This window comes from Chryseobacterium sp. GW823-FHT05E08, assembly GCF_058795655.1.
Window position 1 is genome coordinate 425494 of record NZ_JBXAHY010000003.1, and the last position, 19436, is coordinate 444929.

Consider the following 19436-nt stretch of genomic DNA (forward strand, 5'->3'; position numbering starts at 1 on the left):
GAGGTTTTTTTCTTTTTTAACACACCATAAAAAAACTATATTTGTAAAATTTTAATCGAATAAAATATGTCTCCACTTATATTATTGTCCATCATTATCATTTATTTCGCCCTACTCCTTTGGGTAGCTTACAAAACAGGAAAAGGCAGTGATAATGAGAGTTTCTTCATCGGAAACCGTAAAAGTAACTGGATGCTTGTTGCCTTTGGAATGATCGGAACTTCACTTTCTGGAGTGACTTTCGTGAGCGTTCCGGGTGCCGTTGGAAAAGACAGTTTTTCGTATTTACAGATTACTTTAGGTTATCTTATCGGATATATTGTGGTTGCCTACGTTTTACTTCCTTTATATTATCGGTTAAAATTAACCTCAATTTATGGTTATCTTCAGCAAAGAATGGGGCAACTTTCCTATAAATCGGGAGCGTGGATTTTCATTGTTTCGAGATTAGTGGGTGCGACAGCGAGATTGTATTTGGTTGTTAATATTCTTCAAATCACTATTTTAGATAGTTTAGGAGTTCCTTTTATTGTGACGACCTTAATTATTTTAATCATGATTATCCTTTATACCTATGAAGGAGGTGTAAAAACCATTGTCTGGACAGATACTTTACAGACTTCTTGCATGCTTTTAGGATTGATTATCTGTACGGTTTATATGTTGAATCATTTAGATCTAAGTGTTGGGCAGAGTTTAACCGCAATGGGCGATAAAGGCTATACTAAAATATTTGAATTCGATATTAATTCTCCCGGATTTTTCATCAAACAAATTCTTGCCGGGGCATTTATTACCATCACCATGACCGGAATTGATCAGGAAATGATGCAGAAAAGTCTTTCTGTAACAAAGCTGAAAGATTCTCAGAAAAATATGGTAACGCTTGGTTTCATCTTATTGGGTGTGATTTCACTATTCCTTTATATGGGCGGACTTTTATATCTTTTTGGACAAAGCGAAGGTGGTCACATCACAGAAATTATTAAAGACGGAATTCCTAAAAAAGAATTTTTATTGAATGGAAAAGATATTTTCGGAGATAAAATTTTCCCTGAAGTGGCTTTAAATCATATGCCAGGATTTATTTCAATTATATTTATTATCGCTTTAATTTCAGCTTTATTTCCAAGTGCAGACGGTGCTATGACGGCGCTTACCTCATCAATTTGTATTGATATTGTTGGAATGAAAGACAAGCCTTGGGATACTAAAAAGAAGGAAAAATTCAGAAAAAATGTTCACTTAATTGTTGCTGCTTCTTTCTTAGTTATGGTTGTTATCTTTAAAATTATTAATGATAATTCCATGATTGGTTTAATTCTTAAATTGGCCGGATTCACTTATGGACCGCTATTAGGACTTTTTGCTTTCGGAATTTTCACTAAATATAAAGTTGTTGATAAATTGGTTCCTTACGTTTGTATCGCAGCGCCGATTATCTCTTATTTTATCGATAAATATCAGGCTACTCTTTTCGGAGATTTCAAAATAGGATTGGAGTTGTTGATCATTAATGGATTGTTGACTTTCTTTGGGCTTTGGTTGATTAGAAAGAAATAATTTTAAGTTTTGGCTAAAGCCAATTGATTAGGCTTTTGGGTTTGGACGGGCTAAAGCCCACCCCTATTGATGAAAAAATTACGTTGTTGAGATTCGAAGATTTAAAAAATCAATGGCAAAGATTCAGTTACAATATTAAGTTAAAAAAGATTAATAATATTTTAATAAAACTGTTAACATCCATCATCAAAGGCTGTTAAAGCAATAAAATATTTAAATAATTCAAAATCCGAGTTTTAGGCTCGGATTTTTACATTTTTGTAAGCCATTAAAAAATTGTAAATTCGCGTGTAAATAAATCAGATATAATGAGTAAAAGTATCGAAGAGTTGAAATCTCTTACTACACAAATCAGAAGAGACATTTTAAGAATGGTTCATGCTGTAAATTCAGGTCACCCGGGCGGAAGTTTAGGTTGTACAGAATTTTTCACGGCGCTTTACGGAAAGGTAATGAACTATAGCCTTCCTTTCACAATGGAGGGGAAAAATCAAGATCATTTTTATCTTTCAAACGGACACATTTCACCGGTATTCTATTCTACTTTGGCAAGATTCGGATTTTTCCCAGTTGAAGAACTGAGTACTTTCAGAAAATTAGATTCAAGATTGCAAGGACACCCAACTACTCATGAGGGTCTTCCGGGAATCAGAGTCGCTTCCGGATCTCTTGGTCAGGGGCTTTCTGTAGCTTTAGGTGTAGCTCAAGGTAAAAAATTAGACGGAGACAGCTCTTTAGTATATACTTTACATGGAGATGGAGAATTGCAGGAGGGTCAAAACTGGGAAGCTCTGATGTATGCTTCTGCTAAAAAAGTGGATAACATTATTTCTACCATTGATTATAACGGACAACAAATCGACGGAAGTACAGACAACGTACTTTCATTAGGAAATCTTCATGCAAAATTGGAGGCTTTCGGATGGATTGTTTTGGAAGAGAAAAACGGTAATGATCTTGAAGCAGTAATTGCCATCCTAGAGAGAGCAAAAACTGAGACAGGAAAAGAAAAACCAGTTGTCATTATTCTTCATACGGAGATGGGTAACGGTGTAGATTTCATGATGGGATCTCATGCTTGGCATGGAAAAGCTCCTAATGATGATCAATTGGCTACAGCAATGAAAGAATTATACTTAGAAGCTCCAGCAGACTATTAATAATAAATGATGAATCATCAATGATAAATGATGTGTTACAAGATCGTTTATCAACTATAATTTATCAATTATCAAAAATTTTAACAAAATGAAATATACATATACAGAAAAAAAAGATACACGTTCAGGATTTGGAGCTGGATTAGCTGAACTTGCTGACACACACCCTAATGTAGTAGCACTTTGTGCAGACCTTATCGGTTCTTTGAAAATGGAGAAATTCATTGAAAAAGCACCAGAAAGATTCTTTCAGATCGGTATTGCTGAAGCGAACATGATCGGTATTGCTGCAGGTCTTAGTATTACAGGAAAAATTCCTTTTACAGGAACTTTCGCTAATTTCTCTACTTCAAGAGTGTATGACCAAATCCGTCAGTCAGTAGCTTATTCTGATAAAAATGTAAAAATATGTGCTTCTCACGCAGGTCTTACTTTGGGTGAAGATGGTGCTACTCACCAAGTGTTGGAAGACATCGGGATGATGAAAATGCTTCCGGGAATGACAGTAATCAATACTTGTGATTACAATCAAACTAAGGCGGCAACTCTAGCTATTGCTGATTTTGAAGGACCAGTTTACCTAAGATTTGGAAGACCGGTAGTTCCAGTTTTCATTCCGGAAGATATGCCTTTCGAAATCGGAAAAGGAATTATGCTTCAGGAAGGAACTGATGTAACGATTGTTGCAACAGGTCACTTGGTTTGGGAATCTCTTGTAGCTGCAGATGAACTTGAAAAAGAAGGTATTTCTTGTGAGGTAATCAATATCCACACCATTAAACCTTTGGATGAAGAAATCATCTTAAAATCAGTTGAAAAAACAGGAAAGATTGTTACAGCTGAAGAGCATAACTATATTGGTGGTTTAGGAGAATCAATTGCCGGAATGTTGGCTAGAAAAAGACCAACAAGACAGGAATTTGTTGCGGTAAACGATACTTTCGGAGAATCTGCAACTCCTGCTGAATTAATGAAAAAATATAAAATCGATTCTACAGCCGTGAAAGAAGCTGTGAAGAGAATTTTAGATAAATAATTTTTCTTTTTAAGAATAAATGAAAGCATCCAGGTTTGGGTGCTTTTTTTGTTTATTTGCATTTTAATTTTAGCATGAAAAAAGCAAGTTTTCGCGACAGGAAAATAGTAGTTGATATTTTATGTCAGGCTTTTGTTGATGTGTTGATTCCAAATTCGATTAATTATGTTGTGAAAAATTCAGGCAACAGGCAAAAAAGAATTCAGGCATTAATGGAATATCAGTTTGACATGTCAATTTTATATGGAACTGTATTTTTAAGCGAAAACAATAAAGGTTGCACATTATATCTTGACAATGCTAAATTCAGCCTTAAAAGAATTATTCTTGAGCTTAAATTATTATTCGCCTGCATTGGTATCGAAAACACATTTAAGGTCTTAAAAAGAGAAAAATTGCTGAAAAACTTTCATCCTAAAGAAAATTTTGTGCAGTTATGGTTAATGGCAGTTATTCCGGAAAGTCAGGGAACAGGAATTGGAACTCAGCTTTTAAAAGAATCATTAGAGTATTACAAAAACAAACTGATTTATGTTGAAACAACAACACCTGAAAACAGAGCTTTTTATACCCAAAATGATTTTGTGATTTTCCATGAAACTTTCGAGCTTGATTATCCACTTTATTTTTTGACTAAAGTCTAGGGGTTTTTCGGCAAACTGTTTAAGCTTTTTATTTTCTCCTACATATTTTCAAAGTTTGTCATGCTGGAATCATCTCAATATAGTATTAGAAAATAGAATGGAAAAATTCTTGCCCAGATTCTTTCAGAATGACAAAATTTATGGTTATTTCCAAATGTTTAAATAAGTGACTGCAGCCCTAGCCCCGATTGCAACGACATCCTTTTTTGTTGCGGCCGGAGCGAAGCGGAGGCCGTAATAAAAAAGATACAGTGGAAAGCGGGAAACAGCTTCAAAAATTATTTAAAAAACTTCCACTTCGGGATAATCGCCAACATTCCAAATCCTGTAAAAAGAAAAAGGTTCGTAACGTCTGTGTATAAAAACGTTGATAAATAATAGTTGTGCATAAAGAAATGCAGAACCAATAAAACAGGAAATACAAAAATCCCTATTTTTCTATAAAAGAACATCAGCACCAGACTTATCATCATTAATGCATCAATTGAAAAGATTACGTAAAAATACCATCTTGGGATATTAAGAAACTCGTGCTGCAGGTATTCATCTACATCAATTCCCAATCCCATTACCGTAAATAACATCAAAGCGGCAAATGCCAAAATAAAGCCCCATCCTTTCTTCGGATCCTCGTCAAAGTAACTGTATTCTTCCATAGGTACAAAAATAAAGAACTTATGAGAGATTTCATAAGTTCTTTTATAGTAATTCGTTTAAAATTTGATTAAATAGAAATAGCGTTGATCAATCTATTTTTATCGCTTAAGAATTCTTCCATAGAGATCATACTCTCAGTTCTCATAACATCCTGGATGTCATCGATCTGATAAATGATTCTCTTAGCATCGTCCGTATTCTTAGCTCTTACTTTACAGAAAATATTATATTTTCCTGAAATTACGCTCGCTTCGATTACATTTGGAATGCTTGTAAGCTCTTTCAATACCTCTTGTGTACGGTTTGATTTTGTTAAAAGAATTCCGATAAAAGCTGTAAAATGATAGTCTAACTTACCATAATCGATATTAAGGGATGATCCCAAAATAATACCTGCATCCTCCATTTTTTTCACTCTTACGTGAATTGTACCCGCAGAAACATCCATTTGCTTAGCAATTTCAGTAAAGGGCATTCTTGTGTTTTCTACTAAGAAGTCAAGAATCTTCTTGTCTATTTCGTCCAGTTGATAGTTCATATTAGTTAAATTACAATTTCCTTAAAAATCCTATGTATTCTTTGCAAATTTAGGAAAAATAATTTAACCATGAAAATTATATCAAACATTAACAATAATTAACATGTATGATAAAAATCATTAAAATATTCTGATTATTTGCCCCCTGTTTTTACAGAATCTGTTTTTATTTCAGTTTTCGACTCGGTCTGTTTTTTATCTTTTTTCTTCTTTTTGAACAAAGAATTGAAGCTGCGACTCCATACAACACCCCCTCCATAGGCTTGATTAGCAGAACCGTTAGTTCCTGCTCCAACACCCATTCCAATATTACTTGGCTTGGAATATCCTCTTAAAATTAAGCTTCCGTCGTTCTTTTTAGACACATCATATTCAATAGATCCTTCACCGGAAAGGTAATTTGCTTCCGTACTTTCGGTTTTTGTTAAAGGAATTCCCAGCCCTGTCTTTACTTTGATTCTAGGCGAAAGCGCAAAGCTAACCCCTGCATTTGCCCGATCTCCCGTATTGGAATTCTGGTCTCCTTTTACATAATTAAGGTCGATCTGGAATTCATTACTCATTGCATTAAGAACCGAACCTAATTGCTTTAAAAGCAAGTTATATCCGGACGATTCTGCAACTCCGGCAACATCCACATCTACTCCACCTGTATTTGAAACGTTAAAACTATTTAACAAAAGAACCGAACCAAACTGTAAAACCTTCTCTCCCTCCTGACTCATTTTGGCAGCTAAAGTTTCTTTTACCTGACTCGAAACATCCAATGCCGAAACATTCAGATCAATTTTAGGATCAATAAGAGACTGCGTAATATTAGCCTGAAGCAAGATACTGATCGGCTGTATATTTCCCATATTTAAATATTCCCCCGCATTGGAAACCATTCTCACATAATTGGCTTTAATATCTAGAGCAGGCTTCATCGCGTCACCATCCCAACGGATGCTACTTCCGTTTGCAATTTGGAAAGTCTTGTTAAGAATCGCTTTAGAAACAAAAGTTCCGTTATCAACTTTATAGGTTCCGTTCATTGCAATATTTCCCTGTCGGCTCATCTGGAACCTCAAATTATCTGCAATACCTTTTACCGTAATATTTCCTACATCATCTCCAATCAATACGTTTACCGTGGTACCTTTATCAACATCAAGATCGAAATCGATATTCATATTGGCTCCGGTTTTTTTCTTTTCTTCGAGTGTGATTAATCCATCTTTTCCTTCTTTCAGGAATCTTAGCATTTTAAATTCTTCAACATTTGATGTAGAACTTGAATTGAATGTGAATGTACTTCCATTCAGCGCTTTCATATTTGGTGTTGAAATACTTAATCCCGAAACCGGTCCGTCAACATAGAGATCGCCCTGTCCGTAAATTCTTCCCCAAAACAAATCGTAATCTTTTTGGGTGGTGTTCAGCATTAATAAATTATCGGCTCTCATTACAAGGTTGACCCCCATTGAAGAAAGCGTTTCAAACTGAATCGCTCCGGAAATTGTCCCTTGTGAGTTTGATCTTCCGTCGTGAACACTTATATTGTTAAGTACCGCCAAACCTTTAGATAAAGGAATCACCGTATCATCAAATGAATAATCTACTCCCGTGAATAAAAGTTTTAAACCAAAACTTTTCATGGCAATATCTCCACTGTAATCAAGGTTGTTTAATTTTCCGCTGATTTTAAGATCTCCAGTTGCTTTACCCCTTAAATTTCCAAAAACTGATTGTACAAACTGCTGAGCAAAAGACACATCAAATTCACGCATTTCTGCTGTTAAATCAATCGTTGGCGAAGAAGTATTATTGTTAACAGTTCCTGTAAGATTTAAATTATTTCCACCAAGCACTCCTGCCGACGTTACTTTTATATCTACATCATACACATTCAATGAAAAACCATTTGTCGCTGAAATGGTAAGATCTCCCATATCATTTCCGTTCATCATGATATCGTCGACAGTAAGGTCTACCAAAGGCTGAAGCGTACTCTTATCCATTTTGATCTTTACACTTCCGTTTGCAAGACCTTTAATATTCATTGAGTTACCGCCGGACTGCATTTCCAGAAGCTTTTCAATAGCAAAATCTTCAATATCTGCATCTACATAAAAATCTTTAGCAGATTTAAACTGAGCTTCCTTAATAAACAGTGAACTTTTATCTGAATAAATCTTTAAATTTCTAATATCAAAATCGGACGTTGCTTTACGATACGTGATCGAGTGATCGAGTTCCGGACTTGTATCTATCGCCCAAGTAACTTCATTAAATTTAACTTCTGTAGGCTCAAATTTAAATACAAAATCTCCACCAGCATTCGTAGATTGATTGACATTAATAGCATACTCTCTCAATTTATCATCAAGCTCATCTTCCGGACTTCCATGCTTGAATTTTGTTGCTAAATGAAGAATACTATTATTTTCATTTCTACCGCTTAACGTGACATCTTTTAATATGTTTTTGTTGTATTCTACCCTGTTTATTTTAGCGTAGATCTGCTCGTCAAGATTGGCCGTATTAATTCTCACCATAACACTGTCGACCATTGCACTGTCTCTGGTAATATTATCTCTGTCATTAATTTTATAGGCAGGATTTGCTTCCGCTAAAGCTTTATCCGCTTCTGTAATCTCAACCTTTTTAGTCATGATGTATTTCAGGGAAGCAGCATCAAGATTTAAGATTAAATTATTTGAATTTCCATCATATTGCCCATCAACTACAGCTCCTTGAGGAAGTTTAAGATCAGGCATAAAATAGCTCACCAAACCTTGCTGAACATTAAAGTTCATGGCAAAATTCTGTCCTCTGTATAATTTTCTCGGCGGTGGACCTACTAATATTCTTCCGATACCGTTTTCGACCATTCCTACAAGATCGGCTAGATTATATTTCCCTGAAATTTTTCCGTTCACAGCTCCCGGCGCATCAACATCGATCACTCGACCGCCCGCTTCCAAGAACGTTTTTATTTTAGCATTCGGAATGACATATTTTTGGGTAGCAGTCGCAAAATTGATGTTACTGGCTTCAACATCCAGATTCAGATCACTAATAGAAGTCATTGCCATTTTACCTACAACTTTTCCGCTTACGATCTGACTTCCGGGTTTATCCGTGAAATAATTCATATTTAAATGATCAACATCAGCATCTACATTCATAGAAATCTTTGGAGTACTGAAATCTATTAAACCTTTTATCGTTGCTTTGGCCTGTTCATCATTAATTGTGATAAGTCCGTTATATTTTTTGTGATCCAACAAACCGTCTAAATAAAGATTATTAATTTCTTTATTCATGATTTCGATTTTTGTGATCTGCGATTTTGTAGTCAAACGCATCGTATTAACATCGAAACTCTGTCCGTTGATATCAAATTTTCCTGAAATTAATCCAACCGATTTGTTTTTAGTAATGACAGAAGTATTTAAATCATTCACCTCAACATATCCCGAATATTTTGGAACAGGCGTACTGTATCCTGTAAGAGAAAACTTGGTGATTTTTGCCTGTCCGATTCCTGTCATTAGATTTCCGGTTGGCACATAAACCTGTTCTGGAGTAACTCTTGCTGCTCCGTTATATTTTAATTTCCCGAAATCATCAGCGAAATTCTTCATTTTTTTAGAAATGAATGAAGGCATCATTGCTTTCAGGTCTTTGTATGTAAAATCTGTTGAAAGATTATTGGTTTCAATTAAAAAATTACCTTTCAGTAAATTATTAACCTTCATGGTCTGAGTGGCAATATTTACATCAGGATTTCTGATCAGGAAATTTTCAAGGTGAAATTTATTCAATGGTCCTGTCATTTTTCCGGAAACATTGAATGGTTTAAAATTATCCCAATTCGTTACAAAATAACTGATATCATAACCGCTCAACTGGCTTCCCTGTTTAAGATTCATATCCCAACGTACTTTGTCGGCAAAATCGGCCCACGAACCTTTATGAAGATTAAACTTAATATCTCCCTGTAAAAGCGTATGATCGGTATTTAATGTTAAATCTTTAAGCAAAAGAAAATCCTGTGACATCGAAAGTTCCGTAGAAAAAGTATCTACAAAATGAGATTTCCCCCATCTTGTTGTGACGAAGGACATATTATTAATTAAAGCAGAAATATTGGTTCCGTTTACTTTAACATTCGGAGCTTTTAGATTGAATTTTGTTGCTGTTAACCATTTTCCGGGCTCGCCAGGCGAATTTTGATTAATGATAGAAACTTTAGAATCAATAATTTGTAATCTGGAATTCAGCTGAAAAGGAGGTTTGCTTGGATCTCTTTTTTTACCGCTGTCGAACAATTGTGTAAAGCGGATAAAGTTTGAAATACTGTCGCCTTTATAAGTAATTACCTGGACATCTGCATTTTTCAGGGTTAAGGAATTAAAACTTAAAGAATTGTGTTTACCAATATTTGTAGCCAAAGAAAACCAATCTGAGTTGGCGGTAAATTCCTTTGCTTTAATAAATTCAAAACCTTTATAATCTTTAATTTTTAAACCTTTGATCTTTACATTTCCAAAAAAATTCACTTCTACACTTTCTGTAGACATATCAGCTTTAAAATCCTGATTTACGATCTGTAAAGCCTGATCTGCAGCCCATTGCTTGGTTGCAGGAAGATTAATAATGATAACAATTGCAGTTATGAGACCTAATACCAGCCAAAAAAGAATCAACAACAATTTTGCCCACCAAGTATAACTTGTGACATCTTTTACTGCCTGTTTCCCAAATTCTCCGGCAGTTTCAACGGGATGATGAATGGCATCTGAAGCCAGCTCAGACGCTTCTTTAACTGCTTCCTTCACAACTCCCTCGACATCCTCCACAGTCTTGTGTACCTGATCACCTAAGTTTCCAGCTACTGATTTTTTGTTCTCATTCTCGTTATTATTCTCTAACTTTGCCATTATTATGAGCGACTCTATAATTTTAGGTATTGAATCGTCTTGCGACGACACATCAGCAGCTATCATCAAGGGAAATTCTATTCTGTCAAACATCGCCGCGAATCAGGAAATCCACAAAGAATATGGTGGTGTTGTCCCTGAATTAGCTTCACGCGCGCATCAGCAAAATATAATACCCGTAGTTGAAAAATCTCTAACTAAAGCAAATATACAACAAAATGCTATTTCTGCTATAGGATTTACTCGCGGACCCGGACTTTTGGGTTCTCTTCTCGTAGGAACTTCATTTGCTAAGTCATTAGCAATGAGCTTGGACGTTCCTTTGATTGAAGTAAACCATCTCCAGGCACACATTTTAGCACATTTCATCGAGGATGCAAATCCTATGCCGCCAAAGTTTCCGTTTTTATGCCTTACGGTAAGCGGAGGACATACGATGATCGTTTTGGTGAAGGATTATTTTGACATGGAAATCATTGGAAAAACCATCGATGATGCAGCAGGAGAAGCATTTGACAAGATCGGAAAGATCTTTGATTTAGATTATCCGGCAGGCCCAATTATCGATCGATTGTCTAAAGAAGGAAATCCTGATGCGTTTAAATTTAATAAACCAAAATTAGAGAATTACGATTATTCTTTCAGTGGAATTAAGACTTCTGTATTATATTTTATACAAAAAGAAGTTAAAAAGAACCCAGATTTTATTAAAGACAATTTAAATGATCTTTGTGCTTCTGTTCAGCGAACAATTATTGAAATTCTAATGGCTAAACTTGAAAAAGCTGCCAAAGAATTAGATATAAAAGAAGTCGCAATCGCTGGTGGAGTTTCTGCCAATTCTGCTTTGAGAAAAGCGATGCAGGACAATAACGAGAAATTAGGCTGGAATATTTACATTCCAAAATTTGAATATACGACCGATAATGCGGCAATGATCGCTATGGTTGCTCAGTTAAAATTTGAGCGAGGTGAATTTACGGATCTGAGAACTTCCGCAACCGCAAAATACGATTTATGAAAATATTGTTAGAAGAAAAAATACTTGGAACACAATCTAAAAAGAACTCAAAATATTATTGGGTTTTAGAAACCATTGTAGGAAAAAATGAAGTGACAGAAAAATCTGAAGATGAAGATTATTTAATGATAAGCTCAGAAATTGGATATGTTCAAAATATAAAGGAAGAGATCGTAGAGAAAATTAATTCAGAAAATGTATTTAGTTTTTCTTACGAACCTAAAGAAGGAGATTTTTTATCCATCAAAAATAATTTAAGAAAAAACGAATATTTGAATTTAATTTTCATGAATAATAAGTGGATTGAAGAAATTTACTCATGTTCATACAGAGATTGTGAAGGTGATATTTATACCACGATAAAAACCGGTGTGGCATTTTTAAGCGATAATGAAATTACCTTTTAATAGTCACTTGTAAATAAAATTCAGGCAGATTTTAAATATCAATATATGAAACTTTTTTTTGGCGAAATCAGTAACGGAAAAGTAATAATTAATGACGAAGAACAGCAACACATCGTAAAAGTTCTTCGTATGAAAGATGGTGAAGAAATTCACGTAACCGATGGAAAAGGAAACGTTGCTTCCGGAAAATTAGTGATCGAAGGCAAAAAGGCCAATATCGAGGTTTCTGAAATTAAAAATGATACGCCAGATTTTAATCCGAAACTTCATATTGCGATTGCTCCAACGAAAAATATTGACCGTATTGAATTTTTTGTAGAAAAATCTGTGGAAATGGGAATTTCTGAGATCACTATTTTACAGACTGAAAAAACAGAACGTAAAAATATCAATATTGATAAATTAAGAAAACAGGCTATTGCCGCATCAAAGCAGAGTTTGAGATTTCATTTTCCTGTAATTAATGATTTAATTAAACTTCCTGATTTTCTGAAAAATATTAATCCAGAAGAGACTTTCGTGGCACATTGTAATGAAAATTTAGAAAGGATTGAATTAAAGGAAATTCCGCATTTAGATAATATTACTTTTCTAATTGGCCCCGAGGGAGATTTTTCTGATAAAGAGATTCAGCTTTTAGCCGAAAAAGGAATTAAAGCTGTTTCACTGGGAAATCAGAGATTGAGAACGGAAACTGCAGGAATATTTGTTGCAGCTTGGAATTATTTAACTTAAAATTAATCACTAATAATTGAATATTTTAGTATTATTTTAATATTTTTGCGATTAAACTAACATATCGTGAAGCGTATTTATTTATTTTTAGCATTTTTTATATTTAAATTATTTTTCTCACAACTCGATAACACCCATTATTTACAGCCCATTATTTTTGGAGCATATGATACAACTACCATAACTGAGGAGTATATCTATCTTTCTACTCCATCTTCAACAAATATTACGGTAAATATCAGAATGGCCGATGGAACTACCATTCCAAGACTGTCTGTTTATAATATTAATGCAGCAACAACCGCTAACGTTGCGACGGGTGTTGTGACATTTAGCAATACTACTCCTGTAAGAATTGCGGTCATCAACGCATCAAACGTAGTTTTACCGCCGGGATCATCTCCCATGACGGTAGCAACTACCAGAGCCGGAACGATAATCCCTGCCAATATAGGAGGATTGTTATTCACTTCTGCTGATGATTTTTTCGTCAATTATAGAGGATTATCCGGTTCTCAGGCAGGATCTGTTCTTACAAAAGGAAAAGTAGCTTTAGGGAAAAATTTCTTCTGGGGCGGAACACCCAACGAATTTACAACGAATGTTCCCGAAGTTGGAAACATGGTCTCCATGATGGCTACCGAAAATAATACGGTTATTACCATTTCTAATATTGATTCCGGGACACAATTTATTAACGGAGCCAGTGCGACACCATTAACAGGAACTACCTTTACAAGAACCTTACAAAAAGGACAGTCTTTTGTACTGTACGCCAAAGTAAAACTTAATGCACTCAGTTTACAAGATAGAGGCTGGCTCGGTGCTAAAATATCATCAGATAAAAATATCGCTGTTACCGTAGGAGGGCTAATGCAACAAGGAAGTGTTGAAACCGGAACACTTTCAGACAGTCGTGACTTTGGTGTAGACCAATTGGTTCCTGTAGAACAATTAGGAAACGAATATGTTGTCATGCAGGGAAATGGCGGAGCTTATGAAAGAGTAATTGTAGTCGCTACAGAAGCCAATACAAAAATAACCATGAACGCCAACACCACTCCAAGTTATACATTAGTAAATATTGGAGATTATCAAATCGTTCCGGCCAGTTTTTTCACCAACAAAAACATGTACCTGAAAACAAATAAAGCAGTCTATGTTTTTCATAAAATATTCGGAAGCTCTGCGCTTAATACCAACAGTTTTATGTTTATTCCACCGCTTTCGTGTTTCGGACAGACATCAGTAAATATGATTCCGGATGCTAAACAGATTGGAACAACTTCATATGACAATACAGAACTTGCGGTACTTGCCGCAAGCGGAACAGCAAACATCCCCGTTGTAACGGTAGGTGGAACCGCGCTTACAGCAACTGTCGCAGCAGGTACAGCCGTACCGGGAAATGCCAACTGGAGAAGCTACAGATATAACATTGCTACCGCAGCGGGAGGAACAGCTACGATTAAAAACGTAAGAGTAAGTTCTGCAGGAACCATTCAGGCCGAATTAGTCGGAGCCAGTGGTGCTGCAGGATTTGGAGGATATTATTCAGGATTTGGAACGGCTCCAATTGTTACTATTGCCGTAGCTAACAGTCCAAGTTCAAGACCTTGTACGGGAACCACAGGAAGTTCATCACTATCTTTATCCGTAACGCCCGGTTTAGGTACTTATCAATGGTATAAAAACGGTGCTCCTATTTCCGGAGGAACCAACAGTAATTATTCTATTCCCATAACAGATAATTCTGCTGCAGAATATAACGTTGTCGTAACCCCACCCGGAGGATGTCTTATTTATTCAAATGTTGTAAAATCATTCGCATGCCCTTGTTATAAACCAGGTGCAACAGGAACTCCTGAAATTACCAAAATAGGTGTTTCAACAAGAGCTTCAAAAAGTACAGCAAACTGGCCTGCAGATATGAACAACGCATTTTTAGCACTCGAATCTAACGACAAAGGGCTTGTAATCACAAGAATTCCTGATCCGGAAGAATCAATTGCAACTCCTGTAAACGGAATGATTGTATTCGACACCGATGACTTATGTCTAAAAATATATGACGGAACCCAATGGAGCTGTATTAACCAAACATGTAATTAATTATGAATTTAAAAGTAAATCTATTTATTATATCTTTTTTTGTATCTGCTCTTGCGAACGCTCAAATAGGTATAGAGAAAGAATCTATAGACGGTAGCGGACTGGTAGATTTTCCTGAAGGAACTACAAAAGGAATTATACTTCCTCAGGTAGCCAATAATATCAACATGACAGATACTTCAGCAGGAACTTTTGTTTTTGACGGAGCTTCTTCAAAAGTAAAATATTACAACGGTGCCAATTGGATCGAGCTTACAGGTCAGACAGGTGCTTCAAAAACATTACTTGTCGGAACTGAACAAGACAGATCAGCAGGAGTCATCATTGGAGCACCAGATTCAACGGCTAAAGGAGTTTTAGTTTTAGAGTCGAATGATAAAGCTTTAATTTTACCTAAAATCATTGATCCTGCAACCAATGTAAAATCACCATCAGCAGGGATGATGTGCTACGATCCCGTAGCAAAACTGGTGTGTTTTTATAATGGAACGAGTTGGAGTTTTTGGGGAAATATTGAATAAACACCCAATACATTTCATAAATTAGAACATATGGAAAATTAATATTTATCTGGATATTAGTTTTCCATTTTTTCTATACATTTCAGTCACTTCGCCTTCCTCATCAATTCTCATACTTTGTAAAATAAGATTTTTCCCCTTCCATTCATATGTTTTGGAATAGAAATTTGATGGACCAACATGATAATCTGAAATAATGGCTTTATTCTTGGAATCAATTCTGGGATTGATAATACTGTCGAAAGGTTTGTAATAAATATATTTTTTATCCTTTTTATTATAAAGCCAAAAACTTGAGCTTGAAAAGTAATTTCCTACTTGATTCACCACTTCAAGATCATTATATCCATCAAAATTAGCATCTTTATCGATGCTAAAATAGGCTTCATTTTCATTAAGAACAGAAACAGTATCAAATATAATTTTCTGATGAAGTTCTCTTTTATAAAATATATTGATTGATTTAAAATCAATTGTTTCATTGGAATTTTTTACACCTTCAAGTGTGTAGAAATAACCATTTCCCGTCAAAGATTTGGAAAATGGAACAGTTGCAGTATCTTCTTTTTCAGGAGTTATAATTTGCGCGATCAAACTATCCGAATCGGCATTAATAATGACTTTATTTTCAGCTTTTTTAGCGCAATTTATTATTGTTAAAAATATAAGAAATACTATTTTTTTCATATTTTAAGATTATGATCTCTCAAATATTTCTGAAAAATCTGCTGTCCGCTTTGCATTGAATTTACTGCCCAACGGATTTTCATTTTCAATAATTTCTCGTCGCTTAATTTGTAATCGAGGTTAGAATTAATCAATTTTTGTTTTAATTCATACATACAAATTCCTGCCGCCACCGATACATTAAAGCTTCTCGTAAAGCCAAACATCGGAATAGCCAGCGTTTCATCTGCAAAATCAATTACTTCTTCCGAAACTCCTGCCATTTCGGTTCCGAAAACTAAGGCAATAGGTTCTGTAATGTGATAATCAGGAAGCATCACTGCATTTTTTTCCAATGATACGGCCAAGATCTTATATCCTCGATCTTTAATTTTTTGTAAAGAATCAATATTTTTTGGCATCTTTTCAACTTCAACCCATGTTTCTGCACCTTTAGTTACAGTAAGATTCGGATCAAATACATTTTCCTCTTCCATCGCGACAACTTTGTGAAAACCACAAGCTTCCACCGATCTTATAATCGCCGCCGCATTTCTGAACTGGTACACATCGTCCATCACAGGAAGCACAAAATCAGAACTTTCCGGAGAAAAATGCTCGATCTTTCTCAATCTTTCGTCTGTTAAAAATTGTTTTAAATACTCAAAAGTTTTCGCTAAATCTTCCATTCATTTTCAAATCTTTGCAAATTAACGTAATTTTGAGGAACGAACCTGAAACAGCTGTGAAATTCTAATAAAAGTACTACATGAAACGAAAAGTCCTGCTCATCTATACCGGAGGAACCATCGGTATGGAGAAAGATTACGAAACCGGAAGCCTTCGTGCGTTTGATTTTGGAAATATCTTCGAAAAAATGCCCGAAATGAAGTTGATGGAATGTGAAGTGTTCGTTCATCCTTTTGCCAAACCGCTCGATTCTTCGGATATGGGACCTCAAGAATGGAAAATCATCGCCAATTATATTCTTAAAAGCTATGATGATTATGACGGATTCTTGATTCTTCACGGAACAGATACCATGTCCTACTCCGCTTCTGCATTGAGTTTTATGTTAAAAGGTTTGAAAAAGCCCGTAATATTTACCGGCTCTCAACTTCCCATCGGAGATTTGAGAACTGATGCTAAAGAAAATCTTCTGACGAGCTTGTATTACGCAAGTTTGTATGAAAATGATGAAGCTGTCATTCAGGAAGTTGCCATTTATTTTGAATATAAATTATTAAGAGGAAACAGAACATTGAAGTATTCTGCGGAGTATTTTGACGCCTATTCCAGTCCGAACTACCCTATTTTGGGACAATCCGGTGTTCATTTAAATATCGTTAAAGATAATCTATACCGTTGCGAACCTGATGTAAAATTTCATGTGGATGAACATATTTCAGAAGATATTTTATTCTGGAGAATTTTTCCGGGAATGCATTTAAGCCACTTCAAAGAAATTCCGAAAATGAAGGTTTTAATTCTTCAGGTTTTTGGTTCGGGAACTATTTTCAGCAGTGAAAAAACTCAGGAGACGCTTCAGGAAATCAGAAATAACGGAACTGAAATTGTAGTTGTAAGTCAGTGTATTTCAGGCGGAATATCTTTCGGAAAGTATGAAAATAGTAATATTTTCTCAAGAATCGGAGCTATTAGCGGAAATGATATTACGGCCGAAAGCGCGATCACAAAAGCAATGCATTTAATTGACAATCCTAGTTACACGGGAACTTTTGCTGATAATTTCGCGAAAAGTTTATGCGGAGAAATCACTGAGTAATTGAATTAATAATTTGTCAGTTCAATAAAATAGCCTATTTTTGCAATCTCAAATAGAGAGGTGTCCGAGTGGTTGAAGGAGCTACCCTGGAAAGGTAGTATACGGGTAACTGTATCGAGGGTTCGAATCCCTTCCTCTCTGCAAATCAAAGTCTTAAGTATGAAACTTAAGACTTTTTTATTTTATATAAAAAATAAATTTATTTTCCAGTAATATCAGAAGCTATTTAAAAGGTTTAAAATTTACATTTGGAAGCATTTTTTTTGATCTGTCGTTTATACTATCAATTGTTTTTTGATCTAAGTCAATTTCTAAAATTTTATCATTTTTTCTGAGAGTTCCTGATACGAAATTAGTTTCAATATCATTTGATAAGTTGCTTAAGATATTTGCCATCGTTACAAATTCAATTTTTGCAGCTCTATCAGTTTTGGAATTAAATTTATAATCTTCCTTTTGCAATTCTACATTATTCGTAATAGGAAATGTTGTAGTATATTCCATTTCTGCAGTGTATTTATCACCACACGATACAATTATAAATAGAAATAATAGCTTTTCCATGATCACTTTTTTCAAATATAGTAAAAAGAGGTAGGCAAAATTTAAGGAAAACCGTAATGCAATTATCTTTTGATTAAATAAAAAAATCCCAATCAAATTGACTGGGATTTCTGTTTGAAAAATCTACTAACTTTTTTCAAACTACAATTTAGCTATATATGAATGTTTTGGTTTTAATTATTAATTACAGATTGTCAAAAACTGATGACTCATCTGCACTCTGAATTTCGCTTCAGATCTCGCTTTGCTGTAAATAGAATGTTCAAAAGCATGAATTGATTTTAATTTTTGATCAATAAACTCTGCAATCTGAACAATAGAGAACATAAAATCTCTGTACACAGCGATGTTAACCGTTTGTCCGTAACAAGGTAAATACGCTTTCAAGAAAGGAATTGTTGATTGATGCTGATTATAATTTACGCAATATCCCGCTCCGTCTTTAGAAGTGACGATCTCGTAATCGTTGATATAATCCAGCACATTTTCTGTTTTTGGAGAAATGCTATTCGTTGAAAAATACCTGTTGATTTTATCTAAAATATGTTGAGCATATTCCATCATGGTGATTGTTTTCCACTCGAATACATGATTTATTCCGTTTTTTATTTGTTTCCCGTTTTCACAGCTTGTACAGAACGAAAGTCCAATTTTTTCATAATATGGAAAAAAGCAGTCTTTAATCTGAATAGATGCATCCGACTGTAATCTGTCGCTCGCAAAATTGTAGTACAGATAAGGGCTGTACAACTCTGCAAGGCTTTTCAGATAGTCTATTTCGCTTGTATTATGATATTCTTCGAACCATTTTTCAAGATTATCGTAATAGCGATTTTGAAATTCATTGAAACTTAAATAAAACGGCATTTCCATAACTCTGTATTTTGATATGACAAAGCTATAGCGGTAATGCGACAAAACTTGACGTGTTATTTTTTAATTGAAAGATTTTTGTAGGTATCTTTTTTGATGTTTTTTAACGCAAGGGGCGCTAAGTTTTTTTGACTACTATACTTTTTTAAGGTTCGCAAAGGCGTTTTACTCAGCAAAGTTAACAAAGATTTGTATCAATTAATTATATCAGATTATTATCAAGTT

The 19436-nt window shown here is 34.8% G+C and carries 17 protein-coding genes and 1 tRNA gene; 11 read left to right on the forward strand and 7 right to left on the reverse strand.

The window, feature by feature from the left end; all coding sequences use genetic code 11:
- The first annotated feature begins 66 nt into the window (after nucleotides 1-66).
- The 4 genes from AC1Q7L_RS12395 (at nucleotide 67) to AC1Q7L_RS12410 (ending at nucleotide 4403) form a co-directional block, all read left to right on the forward strand.
- Nucleotides 67-1563, forward strand: coding sequence for a sodium:solute symporter (locus tag AC1Q7L_RS12395; protein ID WP_492306214.1), 1497 nt, complete (start codon nucleotides 67-69; stop codon nucleotides 1561-1563).
- A gap of 305 nt (nucleotides 1564-1868) precedes the next feature.
- Nucleotides 1869-2723 (forward strand): transketolase, encoded by an 855-nt coding sequence (locus AC1Q7L_RS12400; RefSeq protein WP_410693399.1) that lies wholly within the window; start codon nucleotides 1869-1871, stop codon nucleotides 2721-2723.
- Between the two features lie 88 nt (nucleotides 2724-2811).
- Nucleotides 2812-3759 carry a transketolase family protein gene (locus tag AC1Q7L_RS12405; protein ID WP_492306215.1) on the forward strand — a complete coding sequence of 316 codons (948 nt, stop codon included), beginning with the start codon at nucleotides 2812-2814 and terminating at the stop codon, nucleotides 3757-3759.
- A gap of 74 nt (nucleotides 3760-3833) precedes the next feature.
- Nucleotides 3834-4403, forward strand: coding sequence for a GNAT family N-acetyltransferase (locus AC1Q7L_RS12410; protein WP_492306216.1), 570 nt, complete (start codon nucleotides 3834-3836; stop codon nucleotides 4401-4403).
- Between the two features lie 278 nt (nucleotides 4404-4681).
- Here AC1Q7L_RS12410 and AC1Q7L_RS12415 read toward each other — a convergent pair whose 3' ends face one another.
- The 3 genes from AC1Q7L_RS12415 to AC1Q7L_RS12425 form a co-directional block, all read right to left on the reverse strand.
- Nucleotides 4682-5059 (reverse strand): hypothetical protein, encoded by a 378-nt coding sequence (locus AC1Q7L_RS12415; protein WP_410693206.1) that lies wholly within the window; start codon nucleotides 5057-5059, stop codon nucleotides 4682-4684.
- 68 nt (nucleotides 5060-5127) lie between these two features.
- Nucleotides 5128-5598, reverse strand: coding sequence for an Lrp/AsnC family transcriptional regulator (locus tag AC1Q7L_RS12420; RefSeq protein WP_066751538.1), 471 nt, complete (start codon nucleotides 5596-5598; stop codon nucleotides 5128-5130).
- A gap of 134 nt (nucleotides 5599-5732) precedes the next feature.
- Nucleotides 5733-10526, reverse strand: a complete 4794-nt coding sequence (locus AC1Q7L_RS12425) for a translocation/assembly module TamB (protein WP_492306217.1) — start codon at nucleotides 10524-10526, stop codon at nucleotides 5733-5735.
- A 4-nt stretch (nucleotides 10527-10530) separates the two neighbouring features.
- Between AC1Q7L_RS12425 and tsaD the strand changes: the two genes are divergently transcribed.
- The 5 genes from tsaD to AC1Q7L_RS12450 all read left to right on the forward strand — a co-directional run bounded on the left by tsaD (nucleotide 10531) and on the right by AC1Q7L_RS12450 (nucleotide 15322).
- Nucleotides 10531-11547, forward strand: coding sequence for a tRNA (adenosine(37)-N6)-threonylcarbamoyltransferase complex transferase subunit TsaD (tsaD, locus tag AC1Q7L_RS12430; protein WP_492306218.1), 1017 nt, complete (start codon nucleotides 10531-10533; stop codon nucleotides 11545-11547).
- Complete coding sequence (locus AC1Q7L_RS12435) at nucleotides 11544-11954, forward strand: hypothetical protein (protein WP_492306219.1); 411 nt, start codon at nucleotides 11544-11546, stop codon at nucleotides 11952-11954. Before tsaD ends, AC1Q7L_RS12435 begins: the two co-directional genes overlap by 4 nt.
- 45 nt (nucleotides 11955-11999) lie before the next feature.
- On the forward strand, nucleotides 12000-12689 hold the full coding sequence (locus tag AC1Q7L_RS12440; RefSeq protein WP_492306220.1) for an RsmE family RNA methyltransferase: 690 nt from the start codon (nucleotides 12000-12002) through the stop codon (nucleotides 12687-12689).
- Nucleotides 12690-12755: 66 nt separating this feature from the next.
- A complete protein-coding gene (locus AC1Q7L_RS12445; protein ID WP_492306221.1) occupies nucleotides 12756-14801 on the forward strand; it encodes an IgGFc-binding protein in 2046 nt (681 codons plus the stop codon).
- A gap of 2 nt (nucleotides 14802-14803) precedes the next feature.
- Entirely contained in the window at nucleotides 14804-15322 is a 519-nt protein-coding gene (locus AC1Q7L_RS12450) for a phage tail-like protein (RefSeq protein WP_492306222.1), read from the forward strand.
- A gap of 45 nt (nucleotides 15323-15367) precedes the next feature.
- On the opposite strand, the gene AC1Q7L_RS12455 is transcribed toward AC1Q7L_RS12450, so the two are convergent.
- The gene (locus AC1Q7L_RS12455) at nucleotides 15368-16009 is read right to left on the reverse strand and encodes an XAC2610-related protein (protein WP_492306223.1); all 642 of its coding nucleotides are present in this window, start codon (nucleotides 16007-16009) and stop codon (nucleotides 15368-15370) included.
- Nucleotides 16006-16677 (reverse strand): TrmH family RNA methyltransferase, encoded by a 672-nt coding sequence (locus tag AC1Q7L_RS12460; protein WP_492306224.1) that lies wholly within the window; start codon nucleotides 16675-16677, stop codon nucleotides 16006-16008. Before AC1Q7L_RS12460 ends, AC1Q7L_RS12455 begins: the two co-directional genes overlap by 4 nt.
- 80 nt (nucleotides 16678-16757) lie before the next feature.
- Between AC1Q7L_RS12460 and AC1Q7L_RS12465 the strand changes: the two genes are divergently transcribed.
- Nucleotides 16758-17774 carry an asparaginase gene (locus AC1Q7L_RS12465; protein ID WP_410693198.1) on the forward strand — a complete coding sequence of 339 codons (1017 nt, stop codon included), beginning with the start codon at nucleotides 16758-16760 and terminating at the stop codon, nucleotides 17772-17774.
- A 54-nt stretch (nucleotides 17775-17828) separates the two neighbouring features.
- Nucleotides 17829-17915, forward strand: a tRNA-Ser gene (locus AC1Q7L_RS12470).
- Nucleotides 17916-17996: 81 nt separating this feature from the next.
- Here AC1Q7L_RS12470 and AC1Q7L_RS12475 read toward each other — a convergent pair.
- Together AC1Q7L_RS12475 and AC1Q7L_RS12480 are read right to left on the reverse strand one after the other, a co-directional pair.
- On the reverse strand, nucleotides 17997-18338 hold the full coding sequence (locus tag AC1Q7L_RS12475; protein WP_492306225.1) for a hypothetical protein: 342 nt from the start codon (nucleotides 18336-18338) through the stop codon (nucleotides 17997-17999).
- A 180-nt stretch (nucleotides 18339-18518) separates the two neighbouring features.
- A complete protein-coding gene (locus AC1Q7L_RS12480) occupies nucleotides 18519-19211 on the reverse strand; it encodes a hypothetical protein (RefSeq protein WP_492306226.1) in 693 nt (230 codons plus the stop codon).
- Nucleotides 19212-19436 lie beyond the last annotated feature (225 nt).